We start from the raw sequence: 17,807 nt of genomic DNA, 5'->3' as shown, positions 1-17,807 counted from the left end.
TGCCCCGGCCGACGCGGCGTATCGACCTGCCTTGGCGCGTCGACCTTTCCTTCAACAGGTGAACGCGTCGGTTCGGCGGCGGGGTTGGATGGTTGGGACATGCGGTCCTCCGAATTTCTGCGAGCGTTCTCTCCTCAAAATGAACGGTCCGGCGGGTACGCGGTTCCACAAATCGGCGAGGCCGAACCAATGGCGACGACATCCGGAACATGAAGCTTCGACGTGACGTTAAAACTCTTCGGGCGGGCTATGAGGACGAGCGTCATGCACGATGAAGACGATACCGAGCATTATGACGGCGCGGCCGGGGGTTGGGGGTCTGTCCGCGGCATTGTGGAAACGCTCGTTGCGGAACGCGACTCGCCCGCTGTCCTGAAGACGCTGTGGCGCCAGAACAAGCCGGGCGGTTTCATGTGCACGTCCTGCGCCTGGACGAAGCCGGCAAAGTACCACACCTTCGAGTTTTGCGAAAACGGCGCCAAGGCGACGTTATGGGAGCTGACATCGCGCCGGTGCACGCCCGATTTCTTCGCCGAGCATACGGTGAGCGAGCTGCGTGGCTGGCGCGATTACGACCTCGAGCAGCAGGGCAGGCTGACCCATCCGCTGCGGTACGATGCGTCGCAGGACAAATACGTTCCGTGCTCATGGGAGGACGCTTTTGCGGCGATCGGTGGCGTCTTGCGCGAACTCGATCCCAAATCGACCACCTTCTACGCGTCGGGCCACGCGAGCCTCGAAACCTCCTATCTCTATGCCCTGTTCGCGCGGCTTTACGGGCACAACAACCTGCCTGACAGCTCCAACATGTGCCACGAAACCACATCGGTGGCGCTCAAGAAGACGATCGGCTCAGCGGTCGGAACCGTCGTCCACGATGATTTCGAGCATTGCGACGCGATCTTCTTCTTCGGCCAGAATCCCGGCACCAACAGCCCGCGCTTCCTGCATGAGCTGCAGGAATGCGCCCAGCGCGGTGTGAAGATCGTGACCTTCAACCCTGTGCGGGAAAGAGCGCTGGAGGTCTTCATCAATCCGCAGGCGCCGCAGCAGATGCTGACGGGCAAGGAAACGCGCATTTCGTGCCAGTATCATCAGGTCCGGCCGGGCGGCGACATCGCGGCCATCCTCGGGCTCTGCAAGCACATCATCGCCGAGGACGACCGGCTTGGGGCGCTGGAGAAGCGCAACATCATCGATCACGACTTCATCAAGCAGCATACCAGCGGATATGACGACTTCGCGGCCAAGGCACGCTCGACCCCATGGGAGGACATCGAGGCTGAATCGGGCTTGCAGCGCGACGCTTTGATCGCGGCGGCGGAGGTCTATATCGCCGCGCGCAACACCATCGCCATCTACGGCATGGGCCTGACGCAGCATGTCCACGGCTTCGAGAACGTCGCGAGCGTGGTCAACCTCCTGCTCCTCAAAGGCAATATCGGACGCCAGGGCGCGGGCGTCTCGCCGATCCGCGGACATTCCAACGTTCAGGGCCAGCGCACGGTCGGTATCACCGAAAAGCCGGAACTGGCGCCGATGGCGAAGTACACCGAGCTCTATGGTTTCGAGCCGCCGATGGAGAAGGGGCGCGGAACGGTCGAGACCTGCGAAGGGATCATCTCCGGCGAGGTTAAGGCTTTCATCGGGCTGGGCGGGAATTTCCTGCGTGCCATTCCCGAGCAGGCCGCGATGGAAGCGGCATGGCCCGAGATGCGGCTCACGGTCCATGTCGCGACGAAGCTCAACCGCAGCCATCTTTTCAATGGCCAGACGGCTTACCTGCTGCCGTGCCGCGGCCGCACCGAAGAGGACATCCAGGCGACCGGCCCGCAGGCCGTCAGCATGGAGGACAGCCTGAGCTGCGTTCACGGCTCGCGCTCGACCCATAAGCCCGCGAGCGAACACCTGTTGTCGGAGGCGGCTATCGTCGCAGGCCTTGCAAAGGCGACGCTGCCCCCCAATCCCAAAGTCCACTGGGACGAGTGGGTCGGCGACTACGCCAAGGTCCGCGACCTGATCGAGCAGACCTTTCCGGCCCAGTTCAAGGACTACAACAAGCGTCTCTATACCCCCGGCGGCTTCTACCGGGGGAATACAGCCCGCGAACGCATCTGGAAGACCGATGACGGCAAGGCCAACTTCACCACCTCCGAATTCCTCTCGGCATCCGGAGTAGGGGAAGCGCCGGGCCGTTTCCGCCTCATCACGATGCGCAGCAACGACCAGTTCAACACGACGATCTATGGCTTCAGCGACCGGTTGCGCGGCATCGAAGGACGGCGCGACGTCTTGCTGATCAGTCCCGCCGACATGCAGCGAGCGGGCCTGACCGAAGGTCAGCGCGTCGCGCTGGAAAGCGATGCGGGAGACGGAACCTTGCGCGTGGTCGAGGGGCTGAGCGTGACGCCCTTTGCTTTGCCGGACGGTTGCCTCGGTGCCTATTATCCGGAGGCCAACCCGTTGGTGCCGCTTTGGTATCACGATGTGCAGTCGAAAACCCCGGGATCGAAGGCCGTGCCGGTTCGGATCCGCAGCTGAGGTTTCGCCCGGCCCCGAAAGGCCGGGCAGGTCTCACATCTTCGCAGGCGACCACCGCTCTCGCGCTTCAGCGGCCGGGATCGTAAGCCTGACCTTGTCGGCCTCGATGTCCAGGACGAAGTCGAGGTCGAGAACATAATCGCCCCCGCCGCTCACAGCATCCGTGCTCTTGATCTTCAGCAATTCGCCGTGCAGGGCATCGACCGTTCCGACGACCTCGTCATCGGTCCCAATTACGGCCTGCTCCTGGCGAATGCGTTGAACGAGCGTCATTTCATGTCCTCCTTGTTCGGCTGAGCCCGGATAAGCGACGGCCCCACTATTTCGTTCCCCCGCACACGCGCGGCGCGCTGCTGAGAAGTTCTGCCGCATGGGCGTCGCCAAGCTCCGCGAGCGCGAGCAGGAAAGTCGCCTGCATCGCCAGATGCGTCAGAGCTTGCGGGCTGAGGAGGCCAAGTTCGCAATGCAGAACCTTGACGGTCTCGCCCATAGCGAAACCGGTGAAGACACGGCCGATCGGATTGCCGTCCTCGTCAGGCTCGCCGCCCGTCACGCCGGTGACAGAGATGGCGCAATCGGCGCCGCTTCTGGCGAGTGCGCCGCGCGCCATGGCCTTGGCGACCTCGGCATCGACGGCGCCGGCCGGGCCGAACAGCTCCCGTGACACGCCCAGCATGCGCATCTTCGCATCCTTCGTATACGTGACGATCCCGCCAGCCAGAACGGCGGCAGAGCCGGAGGACCGTGATAATCGATGAGCGATCAGGCCGGCCGTGCAGGACTCGGCAGTCGCGAGGCGGAGTTGTCGGGCCAGCGCGAAACCGATGAGCCGCTCGGCCAGTCTGTCCGCATCCTCGAGCGTCACGCCGTCGAGCCTGATCGCGCCGCCGGGATCAAGCGAAGCGACTTCCGCTGACAGGACCTGCTGCATCATTGTTCACCTCCGGACTAAAGCGGCGGATGACGGTCCATCTCCCCGCTCCATCGGAACATGCGAGGCGGCCGTCCGGTTCTCCAGACACACCAGGCCTCGCCGCAAGGTGCGGATCCCGACATTCGGTCGCCCGTTGGGCTCGGTGATCATGTTCCCATCAGAAGGAGGACGTCATGCCTGCCAAATCCGCCGCCCAGCAGAAAGCCGCCGGTGCCGCTCTCGCCGCCAAGCGCGGGGACATCAAAAAGGGCGACCTCAAGGGCGCGTCGAAATCGATGGAGAAGTCGATGAGCGAGGGTCAGCTCGACGAGCTTGCTTCGACCAAGCGCAAGGGCAAGCCCGAACACAAGTCGAAAGCCTCGTGAACCGCATCCGCCCCAAGTCCAAGGAGAAAGCCATGACCGAGCGCCCCAAGCCCCCTTTCGCCGAACAGCCGCAGGCGATGCCTGGCCTGACCGGCAAGATGACGCCGAGGCCTGACCATGGCGAAACCAGCTATGTCGGCTCCGGGCGCCTGAAAGGCCAGCGCGTCGTCATTACCGGTGGTGACAGCGGCATCGGCCGCGCCGTCGCCATCGCTTTCGCGCGGGAAGGCGCCGATATCCTGATCTCCTATCTGAACGAGGACGAGGATGCGCAGGACACTGCGAGCTGGGTCGAGAAGGCCGGGCGCAAGGTCGTGCTCATGCCCGGCGATATTCAGGACCCGCAGCATTGCCGCGCGATTATTGACAAGGCGGCCTCCGAGCTCGGCGGTATCGACATCCTCGTCAACAATGCCGCCCATCAGGCGACGTTCTCGGAGATCGGCGATATCTCCGACGAAGAGTGGCAACTCACCTTTGCGGTAAACATCCACGCGATGTTTTACCTGACCAAAGCAGCCGTGCCGCTGATGAAGCCTGGCTCCAGCATCATCAACACCGCATCGATCAACGCCGACAAGCCGAGCCCCAACCTGCTGGCCTATGCCACGACCAAAGGTGCCATCCAGAACTTCACAGCGGGGCTTGCTCAACTCCTGGCGGAAAAGGGCATCCGCGCCAACGCGGTGGCGCCGGGTCCGATCTGGACGCCGCTCATCCCCTCGACCATGACCGGCGATAGCGTGACCGAATTCGGCACCCAGGTGCCGATGAAGCGTCCCGGCCAGCCGGCCGAGCTGGCCACGGCCTACGTGATGCTCGCTGATCCGCTGTCGAGCTATGTCTCAGGCGCGACGATTGCGGTGACAGGCGGGCAGCCCATCCTTTAACGGTCCGACACGTCGCGGGTCATCTGCTTTCAAAACAGAAAAACCCCGCCGGTGCAGCCGGCGGGGTTTTTTAGTCAATGTGGCGATCAGGCTGCGCGGCGGTTGATGCCGCTGGTGGCGAGTTTGGTGAGCTTTTCGTCCGTCGCAGCCTCCTCGTCGAGGTTCTGCTTGAGCAGGGCCGCGCAATCTTCGCGGCCGAGCTGCTTGGCCCAGGCCACGAGCGTGCCATAGCGGGTGATCTCATAGTGTTCGACCGCCTGCGCCGCGGCGATCAAAGCCGCGTCCAGCACCTGCTTGTCTTCGACCTCGCCGGCGATCTCGTTGGCTTCTTCGATGATGCCGTTGATGGCTGGGCAGGTGACGCCCTTTTCCTCGACGCCATGCTGCTTGAAGACTTGTCGCAGCCGCTCGATATGACCCTCGGTCTCGCGAAGATGCGTCTCGAAGCTCTGCTTCAGCTCCGGGCTCGTCGCCTTGGCGATCATGTCCGGCAAAGCCTTCTTGATCTGGTTTTCGGCGTAATAAATGTCCTGCAGCGTATGGACGAAAAGATCGTTCATCGTCACGATGTCTTTGGAAAACCAACCCATCTCAAATCTCCAATCTTTAAGCACCCCCAGCGCTCATGGAGGAAACAGACCGCCACACGCCTGGTTCCCCCAGCACGCGAGAGGCACGAAGCGGAGCGTCAGCGCACCAAGGGGAACCTTGGGTGCGCTGGGCTCGGCGACCACCCACCGACTTCAAGCCCGGAAATTTCATTCCGTTCGCCGGCAAAGCAGACTATGCGCGCCCTTAAAGGCGAGGAGCCTCATGGAGGGCGTTGCCTCCGCTGCGCTGTCCAGGCGGATCGATGGCGTCGAAGCGCGGGGTCGCTGCGGCTTTCGGCCGGGAGCATTCCATCAGGCCGGCGGCATCCAGGACTTCGATCCGGCCGCGTTTGGAGCGGATCAGATGCTCGCCTTCCAGGACATGGAGCGCCACCGTCACGCCGGACCGGCGAACCCCAAGGGCGCGAGCCAGATCCTGATGCGTCACCGCGATGATGTCGCTGCCCGTGACACTCCGGCAGCGCGCGATCCAGCGCCCGACACGTCGCTCCAGCGTCAGCGCCACGGTCTCGGCGGCCTCCTCGAGGAAATGCGCCGAGGCTTTCAGCGCATACACCGCAAGGCGCTCCTTCAGCTTGGGATCGGCCGCGACGATGTCGCTCAGCGCCTTCATGCCGACGCAGATGAAACCGCCGGATCGGAAGACTTCGGCACGGATCGGCGGAAAACTGGCTGTGAACAGCCGCTGCAAACCGACGACGTCGCCTCTGCCCGCAAATCCGACCTGAAAGCGGGTGTCGCCGCGTTCCAGGACCAGCGTCGCCACGCCGTCAACGGGGAAATAGACCGCGTCGTCGAGCGCCAGATTGCTGCCGGCCCGAAGGCTCAGACGCTTGGCGACAGGAGCCAGCTTCTCGGCAAGTTCGTCACGTGGAAAACCCCCCCGGGCTTCGCAAATCACATCGCGCCTCCATTGGGAAGCGTCATGTGTCACCGGTATCGGCCGGTGCAACATTAACATGAGTTATCAAACCCGAAATAACTGTTCGGGGCCGCGTCGTGTGGTCGCAATCTTTGCATGCCCGAGGGCTGCTCAGGCCAGCGCGTCTGGATCGATGGACTCCTTGAATCGGGCGACGGCGCGCGCCACGAGCTCGCTGTCGCTTCCCTCGGTGTTCAACAGGCTGGCGACGATGTAGGCCAGATGCAGTCGGGCTTTCTCACGCAGCGAGGCGCCGTCGCCCACGGAATCCTTCAGGAGAGTCCAGGCTGCTTCGATCGCCATCTGGGCCCGCGCCATTTCGTCCGGGCTCTTCATGGATGAGAAAGGCACGTCAGCTCCGTCATAGCTTTCGCCGAAACACTAGCGCCAGACGGCGCTATCGACTTCCGCATGTACGGTAGCGGACAATTGCAGGGGCGTTGGCAGATGTTCTCACGTGGCTGCGCGTCGGGACATAGCCCCGACGATGTCATGCATATGCGTGTCATTCGCATAAACGTGGCGCCGATGCGGCCTGTTATCGGCGATGAGCGGTGCCGATCGATTGGCAAGTCGGATGCCGCTCTGTCGAACCGATAGACCTCGATCATTGCATGGCCGGGATAGGGCCGGGCCATGAAGCGTACGGCGACGCGCCTTGCGGAACGCTCTCTGGGATCCCGGATTAATCTCCCATGAAACTTTTAAGTGGGCGGCCATGTGCGTCGACTGAAAGTTCAGAAGGCAGCCGGCGATCATGGCTGCGTTCGGAGCGTTTGCCTCCGCGAGCCGCACTTGCTGAATGGTACAAAAGCGAACGCATCGACCCCTGAAACGAAGCGGATCGCAAAACGCGGAACTGGAAGACCAGGCCTTGGTTGCGAAGGTATTCGTCGATCCTTGAAAGGCATTCCCATGACAGTTTTCGCTTTACGGCCGCGTTTCACGAACTCTTGCCTGGCCTTCGCTGTCCTACTTCCGCTCGCGGCGGCAGGCTGCATGCCGGACCGTCCGATGCTTTCGGCGGCGTCTGCGATGACGAACAGCGCGGATGGCTTTGTCGCCGGGGCCATGTCGTCCAATCGGCTCGAAATCGAATCCAGCAACCTGGCCCTGCAACGCTCGCGCAATCCGCAGGTGCGGCGCTTCGCCCAGCACATGATCACCGATCACCGCAAGGCCGGCCGAAACCTGGAGGCGACCCTTCGCCGCTCGGGGATGGATGCGCGGCCGATGCCGATGGAGCCGCGCCACAAGCAGCAGCTCGACGAACTCGCGGCAGCTCCTCGCGGCGAATTCGATTCCGCCTATCTCGATCTGCAGGCCAATGCCCACCAAGAGGCCATCGCCTTGTTCTCCGGCTATGCCGAGCGCGGCAGCGATCAGCAGCTCTCGGCCTTCGCGCGCGAGACGCTGCCGACCTTGAAAATGCATGCGCAGATGCTACCGGGCGCGAACGAAACCCGCTGAGCCCTCTCACCGGTAGCAGACGTGAAAAGGGGCTCGGTCAGAGACCGAGCCCCTTCGTCTCACTTCGATGCGCCTTAGAACTCTTCCCAGCCCGCATCGCCGCCATTGACGGCGCGACGTGGCGCGGAATGTACCGGCATCGCCCGAGACGCTGCTTTGGGCACCGCACGCGCCATCTGGGCCGCGACCTGCCGCAGCTCCGGCACGCCGCCGACCCTGGCAGGGGCGCTGGTGACGGCAAAGCCTTCGACCAGGCTCTGCAGCGCATCGGTCGCCATCTGGAGCTCGGAGGCAACCCCGGCACTCTGATCGGCCATCGACGAATTGCGTTGCGTCATTTCATCCATATGCGCGACGACCTTGGCCACCTCCTCGATGCCGTTGGCCTGCTCGCGGGAGGCGCTCTTGATTTCGTCGAGGGCCGCCGCGACGCTGGTCGAAGACGTCACGATCTCCGAGAGCGCCGCGCCCGCCTGCTGGACGAGCTTGACGCCGCCGGCGACCTGGTCGCTCGAATTGGTGATCAGCTTCTTGATGTCGTTGGCCGCATCGCTGGAGCGTTGCGCCAGCGTGCGCACCTCGGAGGCCACCACCGCGAAACCCTTGCCCGCGTCGCCCGCACGCGCTGCCTCCACCGCCGCGTTCAGCGCCAGCAGATTGGTCTGGAAGGCGATGTCGTCAATCACCCGGATGATCTCGCCAATGTCGCCCGATGCCTTCTCGATGCGCTCCATCGCGATCACGGCATCGCCGACGATCGCGCCGCCGCGATTGGCGACGCCGCTGGCCGTGGTGCCGAGGTCGGCCGCCTCGCAGGCGCGCTCGAAGCTCTGCTTGACGGATGCGGCGAGCTCTTCGGTCGTGGCGGCGGTTTGCTCCAGCGAAGCTGCCTGCTCTTCGGTACGCTGGGCGAGGTCCTTGCTGTCGGAGCCGATCCGCCCCGAACCCACGCTGATGCGCTCCGAAATACCGCTGACGGTCTGGATCACGGTCGAGAAGGAATCGAGCAGGGCGTTGATGCCGGAGCACAATTCGCCGATCTCGCCGGACTTGCCCTCCAGCGGCACGCGCTGTGTCAGATCCTTCGCCTGCGTCGCCATGATGACCGAGCGGGTCTGCGCGACGGCGGCTTCGAGAGCGGCGGCTACGAGCTTGGCGGCGGTGATGTCGGTCGCATATTTCACGACCTTGTAGGGCTGGCCGAGAGAGTCGAAGATCGGGTTGTAGCTTGCCTGGATCCAGACGTGCCGGCCGCCCTTGCCGATGCGCAGATACTGGTTCTCGTCGTATTCGCCCCGCGCCAGCTTTTTCCAGAACTGCGAATAGGCCTCGGTCCCGCGTTCAGCCGGGGGGATGAACATCGAATGATGCTGTCCCTTGATTTCCGGAAGCGTGTAGCCGAGGGCGCCGAGAAAATTGTCGTTGGCGTCGAGGACTTTGCCGGAGAGGTCGAATTCGATGACGGCCTGCGCCTTGCGGATCGCGGCGAGCTGGCCTTCCGCATTCGAGACCGTCTCCTTCATCGCGGTGATGTCGGTGGCGTATTTGATGACTTTGAAAGGGTGCTTGCCGTCGGTGCCGCAGATCGGGGTGTAGGTCGCCTGTAGCCAGACGCGCTTGCCGTCCTTGGCGACGCGGGCGAACTGGGCCTGGAAGGCCTTGCCGGACTTCAAGTCTCGCCAGAAACCGCGATAGGCTTCGGTCGAGCGCTCCTCCGCCGGAACGAAGATCGAGTGGTGCTGGCCGATGACCTCGCTGCGCTCATAGCCCACGGTCTGCAGGAACAGATCGTTGGCGGCGAGAATATTGCCGTCGAGGTCGAACTCGATGACAGCCTGCCAGCGCCGGATCGAGCTCGCTTCCGCAGCGGCCTGGACGCCGCCCCTTTTGAAAAAACTCATGGTTCCCGTCCCTGACACACGCAATTCCGCTACGTCAGCTAAGGTTACCGAAGTCGGTTAGGAAAATGTTACGTCAGGGCGCCAAGGCCAACTCCGCCATGAGCCAACCAATGTTTTGCACGTAATACGAGCAAATAATAGATATACCATTTTTAGCTGTGCAGATCTACTCATCTAGCGGATTGTTGGGAGTTCGAACGCGGCTGCCGCTCGGCGTCCCGGTGGCGTCCGCCACGCGCTGCCTGTGTCGAGAGCGTGCGTTACCGGACCTTGCCTTGCCACGCCACCGGTAAACGCTTGGGCTCGGCCGTCGTTAAGCTCCGTCAGACGTCTCATCCTGAAGGACTATCCTTGCGCGCCGCAGCCGGTCGACATTCGCAGCCGCCCTTTGGCAGCGCGGTTCGCTTCATCCTGCATTATCTGCGGGGCTGGCGCGTTGCCTTCTCGGGGCTGCTGCTGCTCGTCGTCCTGGCCGCAGGCTGTGCCGTGGCGGTGCAATACGTCATGAAGATCCTGGTCGATGCGATGGCTGGCCCAAGGGATGGCTCGCTCGCCTGGCAGGCCTTGGCCGGCTTCATCGGCCTCATTGCCATCGAGAGCGTCCTGTGGCGCGTAACCGGTTGGCTCGGATGCCGGACCACTGTCTCGATCGGTGTCGCCGTGAGGCTCGACCTTTTTCGCCATCTCGGCGCGCATCCGATGCGCTATTTCAGCGATAATCTTGCAGGGTCGCTCGGCCATCGGCTGACGGCGACGGCAGGACATTTCGGCGGCCTTGTCAGCACCTTCGTCTGGCGGATCATACCGCCTTGTATCGACTTCATCGGTGCACTGATCATCTTCGCCACGGTCGATATGACGATGATGGCGGCATTGGCGGTAGCCGTGGCCGTTTTAATGGGCGGTCTGCTCGCCTTCGGCGGTCGCGGGCGGCACCTGCACCTGCGTTATGCCCGGAAAGCGAGCGACACCAGCGGTGACCTCACCGATGTGATCTCGAACATGTGGTCGGTGAAGGCCTTCTCGGCTCGCCTGCGAGAACATGACAGGCTGCGCGCGGTCTTCGAGCGCGAGGCTGGGGCGCAGCGCGCAAGCTGGATGTATACCGAAAAGGCGCGGTTCATTCATGACATCGCGCTCTGGCTGCTGGCCGGCGGCATGTTGTTCTGGGCTGTTTCGCTATGGAGCGCGGGCCGTATCACGCCGGGCGAGGTCGTCGTCGTCAGTACGATGACCTTCCGCATCCTGCATGGGTCGCGCGATCTTGCGCTTTCGGTAGTAGAGATGGTGCAGCAATTCGGCTTCATAGAGGAGACGTTGCGCGTCATCGGCAGCCCGCCGGGCGTGGCCGACGCACCGGACGCCGTACCGCTGCCGATCGAGAAAGGCGCGATCGAGTTCGAGAATGTCGCCTTCGGTTACCGGGACGACAGCGAAGCCATCCACGATTTCAACCTCGTGATCCCCGCAGGCCAGAAGGTCGGGATCGTCGGTCCATCGGGCGCCGGCAAGTCGACCATCGTGCATCTCCTGCAGCGTCTTTCAGACGTCCGAAAAGGCGAGATCCGGATCGACGGCAAGCCTCTGACGGCGTTGCAGCAGGACAGTCTGCGCGAGGCCCTTGCGGTGGTGCCGCAGGAGATTGCGCTGTTTCATCGCTCCATCGCCGACAATATCCGCTTTGCCCGGCCGCAGGCCAGCGACGCGGAGGTCGAGGCCGCCGCCCGCGCCGCGCAATGCGAAGGCTTCATCAGGCGGTTGCCGGAAGGCTATGACACGCTGGTGGGCGAACGCGGCGCCAAGCTTTCCGGCGGGCAGCGGCAGCGCATCGGCATCGCGCGCGCCATCCTCAAAAATGCGCCGATCGTCATCCTCGACGAAGCGACCTCCGCGCTCGACACCGAAACGGAGCTGAAGATCCAGCAGGCGTTGGTGTCTCTAATGGCCGAGCGCACCGTGATTTCGGTTGCGCATCGGCTGTCGACGCTCGCCAGCTTCGATCGTATCCTGGTCATTGCAGATGGCCGCATCGTCGAGGACGCGCCGCCGGCCCTCCTGCGCGCGACGCCGGGCCTGTTCAACCGGATGTGGCGGCTCCAGGCCGAAGGGCTCGAGGTTGCCTGAGGCGACATGTCCCGCATGGCCCGGCGCCGCCAGCAATCCTGAGAATTCGGCGCGACAGAGAGGATGATCGATGCAGCGTTGGCGACCGCGCACGCCTTTCATGGGCGGGTTCGAATGCTCGACGCATCGCCGCCGCGATGGGCGCCGGCTCGATGTGCTGGCCGCGACGGGGCACGACCGTATGGCGGCCGGGGATTACGCGTTGCTGGCTCACGCCGGTATCGCCAGCGCACGGGAAGGGCTGCGCTGGCACCTGATCGAGCGGCTGCCCTGGCACTACGATTGGTCGAGCGCGCTGCCCATGCTTCACGCCGCGCGACGTTCCGGCACCGAGGTGGTCTGGGATCTGATGCATTATGGCTGGCCCGATGGGCTTGAGATCGGCTCGGCTGCCTTCGTGGAGCGTTTCGCCCGCTTTGCCCGGCACGCGGCGGACTTGATCCAGCAGGAGAGCGGTGCGCCGCCTGTCCTGTCCGTCGTGAACGAAATTTCGTTCATGGCATGGGCCGCGGGGACCGTGGGCATTTTTCAGCCCTTCGGCCGCCGCCGTGGCCGAGAGATCAAGCGGCAGCTTGTCCGGGCGACGATCGCCGCCATCGCCGCCATCCGCGAGGTCGCCCCGCTTGCCCGCTTCATCCAGATCGACCCGGTGATCCATGTTCTCGCCGATCCGAAGCGGCCCCAAACGCAGGCCGTCGCGCGCCGGCTGACGGCAGCACAATTCGAGGGATGGGACATGATCGCCGGACGCAGCGCACCGGAACTCGGTGGCAGCGAAGCCTGCCTCGATATGATCGGCGTAAACTATTACCCGCACAATCAATGGATTGCCGACGGGCCAATGCTCGATTGGCAGGGCGACGAGCGATACCGGCCCCTGCGGAAACTGCTTTCTGCCGTCAGTGTCCGCTACGACCGGCCGGTGCTGATCGCCGAAACCGGGATCGAAGGCGATCTGCGCGCGCCCTGGCTGCGTTACGTCTGCAGCGAAGCGCGAGCGGCCACTGACGCCGGCGTCGATCTGCTGGGGATCTGCCTGTATCCGGTAATGAACCATCCCGGCTGGGACGACGACCGCCACTGCCCCAATGGTCTGATCGACTACGACCGTGCCACCTTTGCCCGCAGCCTCGATCCGCATCTGCTCGCCGAGCTGCAGCGTCAGCAGGACATCGCGGCACCGGCGACCAGAACCGTCTTGATGGCGGCCCCGGCCTGACGGGCTTCAGGCCAGGATCGGCGCGGTCGCCAGCGTCGGCTTTTCCACACCGGATGCGATCTCGGCAGATGGTTCAGCGCTGCCATTCGCATTGGCAGCCAACCCATCCCGAGGCACCGAATCCTCGATCCGACGGAACGTCGCCAGAGCCTGCCCGACCACCTGGTCCATGTTGTAATAGCGATAGGTGGCAAGCCGGCCGACGAACCAGACATTGCCGGCCTTGCGGGCCATATCGTCATAAAGCTTGAAGCGTTCGCGGTTTTGGGGCGCCGGCACGGGGTAATACGGGTCCCCCTCGGCGCTGGGATATTCATACACCAGACTGGTGCGCTCATTGCGCTGCCCGGTGAGGTGCTTGAACTCGGTGATGCGCGTGTAGGCCTCGGTCTGCGGAAAGTTCACCGTGGCGACAGGCTGCACCTGGGGCTGGTCCAGCGTGACATGCTCGAACCGCAACGAGCGATAGGGCAGGCGGCCATGCCGGTAGCCGAAATATTCGTCGATCGGCCCGGTATAGATCAATCGCCGGAACGGAATGACCGAGGCGATCTCGGCGAAGTCGGTCTGCAGCATCACCTTGATGCGAGGATGGGCAAGCATTCGCTCGAACATCCGCGTGTATCCTTCGAGCGGCATGGCCTGGAAGCTGTCGGTGAAATAACGGTCGTCGGAGTTGGTCCGCACCGGGATCCGCGCCGTCACCGAAGCGTCGAGTTCGGAAGGCTCGCAGCCCCATTGCTTGCGGGTGTAGTGCCGGAAGAATTTCTCGTAGAGCTCGCGCCCAAGCTGCCCGACCACGACATCCTCGGCTGTGCAAACCTCTCCGCGCGCTTCGGCACGCTCGGCATAGAAGGCCGCAAGCTGTGCCTCATCGAGATCGAGCCCGTAAAGTTCCCGGATCGTCGTGCGGTTGATCGGGATCGGCACACGCTTGCCATCGACCTCCGCCAGAACGCGATGCTCGTAGGGCCGCCATTGCGTGAAGTTCGACAGATAATCGGAAATCTGCGGCGCGTTGGTGTGGAAGATATGCGGACCGTAGCGATGCACCAAGATACCAGCGGCATCATGATAATCGTAGGCGTTGCCCGCGATATGCGGCCGCTTGTCCACGATCAGAACGGACTCCCCGCGCTGCGACGCCAGCCGCTCGGCGAGGACGGAGCCGGCAAACCCGGCACCAACGATAAGCCAGTCAAACATGGACGGCGTCCTTCGCCCGAATAGCGGCGCGCGACGTCTCGTCCGCGCGTGAGAAACCCCGTTCGACATGGTCCAGCATGGCCTCCCAGGTGCTGTCCCACGACATCCGGCTCAGGGCGGCATCGACCTTGACGATAAAATCGTCGCGCGGCGATGTCCGCAGCCGCTCGATCGCCTCGATCATGGCTTCCGCCCCTTCGGCGATCGCCACCAGCCCGCTCTTGCCGTAACCGTTGACGACATCGGCAATCGGGGTCGATGCGACCGGCAGGCCGGCCGCCAGGAATTCCGGTGTTTTCGTCGGGCTGATGAAGCGTGTCGCCTCGTTCAACGCGAACGGCATCAGGCCGACATCCCAGCCGGCGAGATAATCAGGCAGCACTTTGTAATCCTTGGCCCCGAGCCAATGGATATTGTCCCGGTGGGGCAGATCGCTCTCCGAAATCTTGGCCAACGGACCGATCATCACGAGCTGCCAGTCCGGTCGCGTCGTGGCCAGGGCGTCCAGCAATCCAAGGTCGAGCCGCTCGTCGATGACGCCGAAATAGCCGATCCGGGGATGGGCTATCGCGCGCTGGTCGGCCGGATCCTCGATCGGCCGCCGCGCGCGACCAAAATGGCCGGCGTCGATGCTGCTGGGAAAGCAGTGGACGTTGCGATGCCGCGAACGCTTGGATTCGTAGAGGCTGACACCGCCGGTGAAGACGATATCGGCACGGTCGAGCAACTGTTGTTCGCGAGCGACCAGGTCTGGCGGCGCGAAGCGGAAAGCCGACAATTCGTCCATGCAGTCATAGACCACAAGGTCCGGCTCAAGCTCCTGCGCGAAGGCCTGTGCCATCGGCGAATAATACCAGAGCAGCAGGCGCTTATAGTCGAAGCCGCCGAGCAGCCGGCCGAGTTCCGCCCTGACCAGCGCGGCAGGGTCTGGCGCGCCTTCGGGCAACACAGGCGTCGCGACCAGCACCCCGTCGCAGGCGGTTAGGCGGATCGTTGGGACGGCATTGGGCTCGAACACCGGTTCTTCCAGAAATACGACCTGAAAGCTGCGGCTGGCCCGGGTGAGCAGATGATGCGGCCGCTGGAACACGAAGTTCCAGCGCAGATGGGAGAGGCAAAGCAGAAGATCACCGGACTGCGCTGTGGTCGGGATCGATGCGTTCATGGAAAATGCCTCCTGCGGCTCGGATGGCCGCACGCTACGGACGATGGACGCGCTTTTAGGGGTAGGCCGGGCCCAAGCTCTCAACCCATGGGGACGAAAACTTTGCGGCAAAGCGGGCCATGGGCGCACACATTGAACACTCAAGCTAGTATGCAGTTCGCTTGGCGGCCGCCTGGTGGGCTATCTGTCCGCTATCCGACAATGATCGTGGGCGATGGATCAGACACCGGGTGCCGCTGTTCTGCCGGGGGCGCTCGGCCAGCTGGCAGACTTCGCCACGGCCGCGTCTTGCGGAGTTGGCATTAACGTGACGGCGAGGCTCACCCTGCGGGGCATCATGGAACGATGCCCCGCTTATTTGTCGTGTCAGGTTACGTCGTTTCCAATGGTCCGTCGGTGACCTCCGCGTTTCGCAAGAAACTCGCGAGATGATCGAACGTTATTCCGAGTGCCCTCGCAGAATCTTGAGTATCCTCACAGAGTCATATGATGCATCGCGTTCACTCCTTTCCCTTTGGCACTGACCTTTCTGCGGACGGTGCCGCCTTTTCGCTCTGGGCGCCGTCCGCAGACCAAGTTCGCCTCTGGACGCCCGACGGCGAGCACGCCATGGCGCGCGACGATCAGGGCTGGCACCGGATCACCCTCGGCTCCGCCCGACGCGGCGGGCTCTACCGCTTTAAGATCGGCGACCTGCTGGTGCCCGATCCGGCCTCGCGCTTTCAACCCGACGACATCGACGGCCCCAGCATGCTGGTCGACCCGATGGCTTATAATTGGTCGGACGAGCACTGGACCGGCCGCCCCTGGGAAGAAGCGGTGATCTACGAGTTGCATGTCGGCACTTTCACGCGTGAAGGGACCTATGCGGCGCTGGCGCATCGCCTGCCGTATCTGCGCGACATCGGCATCACCGCCATCGAACTGATGCCGATCGCCGATTTTCCGGGCACCCGCAGTTGGGGCTATGATGGGGTGCTGCATTATGCGCCCGACAGCGCTTATGGCACGCCGGAAGAATTGAAGGCGCTGGTCGATCGCGCTCATGCCCTCGGGATCATGGTCTTCCTCGACGTGGTCTATAACCACTTCGGTCCGCAGGGGAATTTCCTGCACGGCTATGCGCAGCCGTTCTTTACCGAGCGGCATCAGACCCTGTGGGGTGCAGGCTTGAATTTCGACGGGGAGGATGCCGCATTCGTTCGGGACTACTTCGTTCACAACGCCTTGTACTGGCTGGAGGAGTATCACTTCGACGGGCTGCGCTTTGATGCGGTCCACGCCATTGCCGACGACAGCGAGCACCATTTCATCGCGGAACTGGCCGAGCGGGTCCGTGCTGGGCTTCCGGGCCGGCATGTCCATCTGATCCTGGAGAACAATGCTAACGAAGCGCAGTGGCTTGAGCGTGACGCGGACGGCTCGCCCCCTCTGCATACCGCGCAGTGGAACGATGACATCCATCATGTCTGGCATCGTCTCGTGACAGGCGAGGTCGACGGCTATTACGGCGACTACGACGATCCGGTCGGCCGCCTCGGGCGCTGCCTGGCGGAAGGCTTCGCCTATCAAGGCGAGGTCTCGGCGCATGACGGAAAGCCGAGGGGGGAACCCTCCGCCCATCTGCCGCCGACCGCTTTCATCGGGTTTTTGCAGAACCACGACCAGATCGGCAATCGCGCCTTCGGCGAGCGCCTCAGCGAGATCGCCGACCCCGGCAGGCTCGCGCTGGCCCGGGCCGGACTGCTGCTCAGCCCGCAGATCCCGCAGTTGTTCATGGGTGAGGAATGGTCCGCCAGCGCCCCCTTCCAGTATTTCGTCGATTTCACCGATACCGATCTCTCCAAGGCGGTTCGGGAAGGTCGGCAGCGGGAATTCGCGGGGTTTGGAGCGTTCAAGGATGAATCCATGCGCGAACGCATTCCGGATCCGACCTGCGGCGACACGGTGGAGCGATCGCGGCTCGATTGGGCTGAGATGGAACGGGAGCCTCATTCCAAGGTGCTGGCGGACACGCGACGCTTGCTCGATCTCCGGCGCAAGACCGTGGTGCCGCTGCTGTCATCCGGCTTTGAAAGCGCGAGCTGGACGCGCTCTCCCGGTGATCTGCTCGATGTCGAATGGCGCTTCCGGGCTGGCGCGCTGCGCTTCGTGGCCGATCTCGGTGACGAGCGGCAGGACGTCGCCCTCGAGCGAGGCTGGGAGTCGATCTGGAGCAACGCTTCGGCTGCGCTGAACGGAGGGTTCCTCGACCTGTCGCCTTGGACCGGCGCGGTCCTGATGAAGCGGCCGTGAGCGCGGCGCTTCGCATCGATCGAGACTTTGTTCGTCTCGCTGGCGGAACCCGACACCCGGCACAGCGCTTATGTGTCGAGGCCTTGGAGACGTTGCTCGCCGTGCTCGGTCTCGAAAGCCGTCGCTCGCAAATCCATGGTCATGGCCGAAAATTTCGGCACCCA

15 protein-coding genes are annotated in these 17,807 nt (G+C 63.5%); 7 read left to right on the top strand and 8 right to left on the bottom strand.

All coding sequences use genetic code 11. From position 1 onward, the window contains the following. Positions 1-264: 264 nt before the first annotated feature. Positions 265-2,541: an FdhF/YdeP family oxidoreductase gene (locus tag AC1DR6_RS13015; RefSeq protein WP_476829658.1), complete on the top strand. Its 2,277-nt coding sequence runs from the start codon at positions 265-267 to the stop codon at positions 2,539-2,541. A 33-nt stretch (positions 2,542-2,574) separates the two neighbouring features. Here AC1DR6_RS13015 and AC1DR6_RS13010 read toward each other — a convergent pair whose 3' ends face one another. Together AC1DR6_RS13010 and AC1DR6_RS13005 are read right to left on the bottom strand one after the other, a co-directional pair. Then, on the bottom strand, positions 2,575-2,814 hold the full coding sequence (locus AC1DR6_RS13010; protein ID WP_476829657.1) for a DUF2171 domain-containing protein: 240 nt from the start codon (positions 2,812-2,814) through the stop codon (positions 2,575-2,577). Positions 2,815-2,860: 46 nt separating this feature from the next. Next, positions 2,861-3,475 carry a CinA family protein gene (locus AC1DR6_RS13005; RefSeq protein ID WP_476829656.1) on the bottom strand — a complete coding sequence of 205 codons (615 nt, stop codon included), beginning with the start codon at positions 3,473-3,475 and terminating at the stop codon, positions 2,861-2,863. A gap of 173 nt (positions 3,476-3,648) precedes the next feature. Between AC1DR6_RS13005 and AC1DR6_RS13000 the strand changes: the two genes are divergently transcribed. Further along, positions 3,649-3,840 (top strand): DUF3008 family protein, encoded by a 192-nt coding sequence (locus AC1DR6_RS13000; protein WP_476829655.1) that lies wholly within the window; start codon positions 3,649-3,651, stop codon positions 3,838-3,840. Positions 3,841-3,872: 32 nt separating this feature from the next. After that, complete coding sequence (locus AC1DR6_RS12995) at positions 3,873-4,730, top strand: SDR family oxidoreductase (RefSeq protein ID WP_476829654.1); 858 nt, start codon at positions 3,873-3,875, stop codon at positions 4,728-4,730. 86 nt (positions 4,731-4,816) lie between these two features. Here the strand turns inward: AC1DR6_RS12995 and AC1DR6_RS12990 are convergent, their stop codons facing one another. The 3 genes from AC1DR6_RS12990 to AC1DR6_RS12980 all read right to left on the bottom strand — a co-directional run bounded on the left by AC1DR6_RS12990 (position 4,817) and on the right by AC1DR6_RS12980 (position 6,599). Then, entirely contained in the window at positions 4,817-5,320 is a 504-nt protein-coding gene (locus tag AC1DR6_RS12990) for a YciE/YciF ferroxidase family protein (protein ID WP_476829653.1), read from the bottom strand. A gap of 205 nt (positions 5,321-5,525) precedes the next feature. After that, on the bottom strand, positions 5,526-6,242 hold the full coding sequence (locus AC1DR6_RS12985; RefSeq protein WP_476829652.1) for a Crp/Fnr family transcriptional regulator: 717 nt from the start codon (positions 6,240-6,242) through the stop codon (positions 5,526-5,528). 132 nt (positions 6,243-6,374) lie between these two features. After that, positions 6,375-6,599, bottom strand: coding sequence for a hypothetical protein (locus AC1DR6_RS12980; RefSeq protein ID WP_476829651.1), 225 nt, complete (start codon positions 6,597-6,599; stop codon positions 6,375-6,377). Positions 6,600-6,971: 372 nt separating this feature from the next. Between AC1DR6_RS12980 and AC1DR6_RS12975 the strand changes: the two genes are divergently transcribed. Further along, positions 6,972-7,733, top strand: coding sequence for a DUF4142 domain-containing protein (locus AC1DR6_RS12975; protein ID WP_476829650.1), 762 nt, complete (start codon positions 6,972-6,974; stop codon positions 7,731-7,733). A gap of 74 nt (positions 7,734-7,807) precedes the next feature. Here the strand turns inward: AC1DR6_RS12975 and AC1DR6_RS12970 are convergent, their stop codons facing one another. Then, positions 7,808-9,634 (bottom strand): methyl-accepting chemotaxis protein, encoded by a 1,827-nt coding sequence (locus AC1DR6_RS12970; RefSeq protein ID WP_476829649.1) that lies wholly within the window; start codon positions 9,632-9,634, stop codon positions 7,808-7,810. Between the two features lie 351 nt (positions 9,635-9,985). On the opposite strand from AC1DR6_RS12970, the gene AC1DR6_RS12965 reads away from it, so the two are divergent. Together AC1DR6_RS12965 and AC1DR6_RS12960 are read left to right on the top strand one after the other, a co-directional pair. Further along, a complete protein-coding gene (locus AC1DR6_RS12965) occupies positions 9,986-11,758 on the top strand; it encodes an ABC transporter ATP-binding protein (protein WP_476829648.1) in 1,773 nt (590 codons plus the stop codon). A 70-nt stretch (positions 11,759-11,828) separates the two neighbouring features. Beyond that, the gene (locus AC1DR6_RS12960; RefSeq protein WP_476829647.1) at positions 11,829-12,977 is read left to right on the top strand and encodes a beta-glucosidase; all 1,149 of its coding nucleotides are present in this window, start codon (positions 11,829-11,831) and stop codon (positions 12,975-12,977) included. 6 nt (positions 12,978-12,983) lie between these two features. Here the strand turns inward: AC1DR6_RS12960 and glf are convergent, their stop codons facing one another. Both glf and AC1DR6_RS12950 read right to left on the bottom strand, forming a co-directional pair. Continuing rightward, the gene (glf, locus tag AC1DR6_RS12955) at positions 12,984-14,183 is read right to left on the bottom strand and encodes a UDP-galactopyranose mutase (RefSeq protein ID WP_476829646.1); all 1,200 of its coding nucleotides are present in this window, start codon (positions 14,181-14,183) and stop codon (positions 12,984-12,986) included. Then, entirely contained in the window at positions 14,176-15,348 is a 1,173-nt protein-coding gene (locus AC1DR6_RS12950; RefSeq protein ID WP_476829645.1) for a glycosyltransferase, read from the bottom strand. The genes glf and AC1DR6_RS12950 overlap by 8 nt, the downstream gene beginning before the upstream one ends. Positions 15,349-15,837: 489 nt before the next feature. Here AC1DR6_RS12950 and treZ point away from each other — a divergent pair, with 489 nt between their 5' ends. Beyond that, positions 15,838-17,643 (top strand): malto-oligosyltrehalose trehalohydrolase, encoded by a 1,806-nt coding sequence (gene treZ / locus AC1DR6_RS12945; protein WP_476829644.1) that lies wholly within the window; start codon positions 15,838-15,840, stop codon positions 17,641-17,643. The last annotated feature ends 164 nt before the right edge of the window (positions 17,644-17,807 follow it).

This window comes from Allobosea sp. P5_A5 (genome assembly GCF_056400625.1).
The sequence above is the reverse complement of the archived record's forward strand: the minus strand, read 5'-3'. Positions and strand labels throughout refer to the sequence as shown.

Coding starts and splice junctions, on each gene's coding strand:
- AC1DR6_RS13015 (WP_476829658.1), top strand. CDS start 265: ATGCACGATGAAGACGATACCGAGCATTATGACGGCGCGGCCGGGGGT.
- AC1DR6_RS13010 (WP_476829657.1), bottom strand. CDS start 2,814: ATGACGCTCGTTCAACGCATTCGCCAGGAGCAGGCCGTAATTGGGACC.
- AC1DR6_RS13005 (WP_476829656.1), bottom strand. CDS start 3,475: ATGATGCAGCAGGTCCTGTCAGCGGAAGTCGCTTCGCTTGATCCCGGC.
- AC1DR6_RS13000 (WP_476829655.1), top strand. CDS start 3,649: ATGCCTGCCAAATCCGCCGCCCAGCAGAAAGCCGCCGGTGCCGCTCTC.
- AC1DR6_RS12995 (WP_476829654.1), top strand. CDS start 3,873: ATGACCGAGCGCCCCAAGCCCCCTTTCGCCGAACAGCCGCAGGCGATG.
- AC1DR6_RS12990 (WP_476829653.1), bottom strand. CDS start 5,320: ATGGGTTGGTTTTCCAAAGACATCGTGACGATGAACGATCTTTTCGTC.
- AC1DR6_RS12980 (WP_476829651.1), bottom strand. CDS start 6,599: ATGAAGAGCCCGGACGAAATGGCGCGGGCCCAGATGGCGATCGAAGCA.
- AC1DR6_RS12970 (WP_476829649.1), bottom strand. CDS start 9,634: ATGAGTTTTTTCAAAAGGGGCGGCGTCCAGGCCGCTGCGGAAGCGAGC.
- AC1DR6_RS12960 (WP_476829647.1), top strand. CDS start 11,829: ATGCAGCGTTGGCGACCGCGCACGCCTTTCATGGGCGGGTTCGAATGC.
- glf (WP_476829646.1), bottom strand. CDS start 14,183: ATGTTTGACTGGCTTATCGTTGGTGCCGGGTTTGCCGGCTCCGTCCTC.
- AC1DR6_RS12950 (WP_476829645.1), bottom strand. CDS start 15,348: ATGAACGCATCGATCCCGACCACAGCGCAGTCCGGTGATCTTCTGCTT.
- treZ (WP_476829644.1), top strand. CDS start 15,838: ATGCATCGCGTTCACTCCTTTCCCTTTGGCACTGACCTTTCTGCGGAC.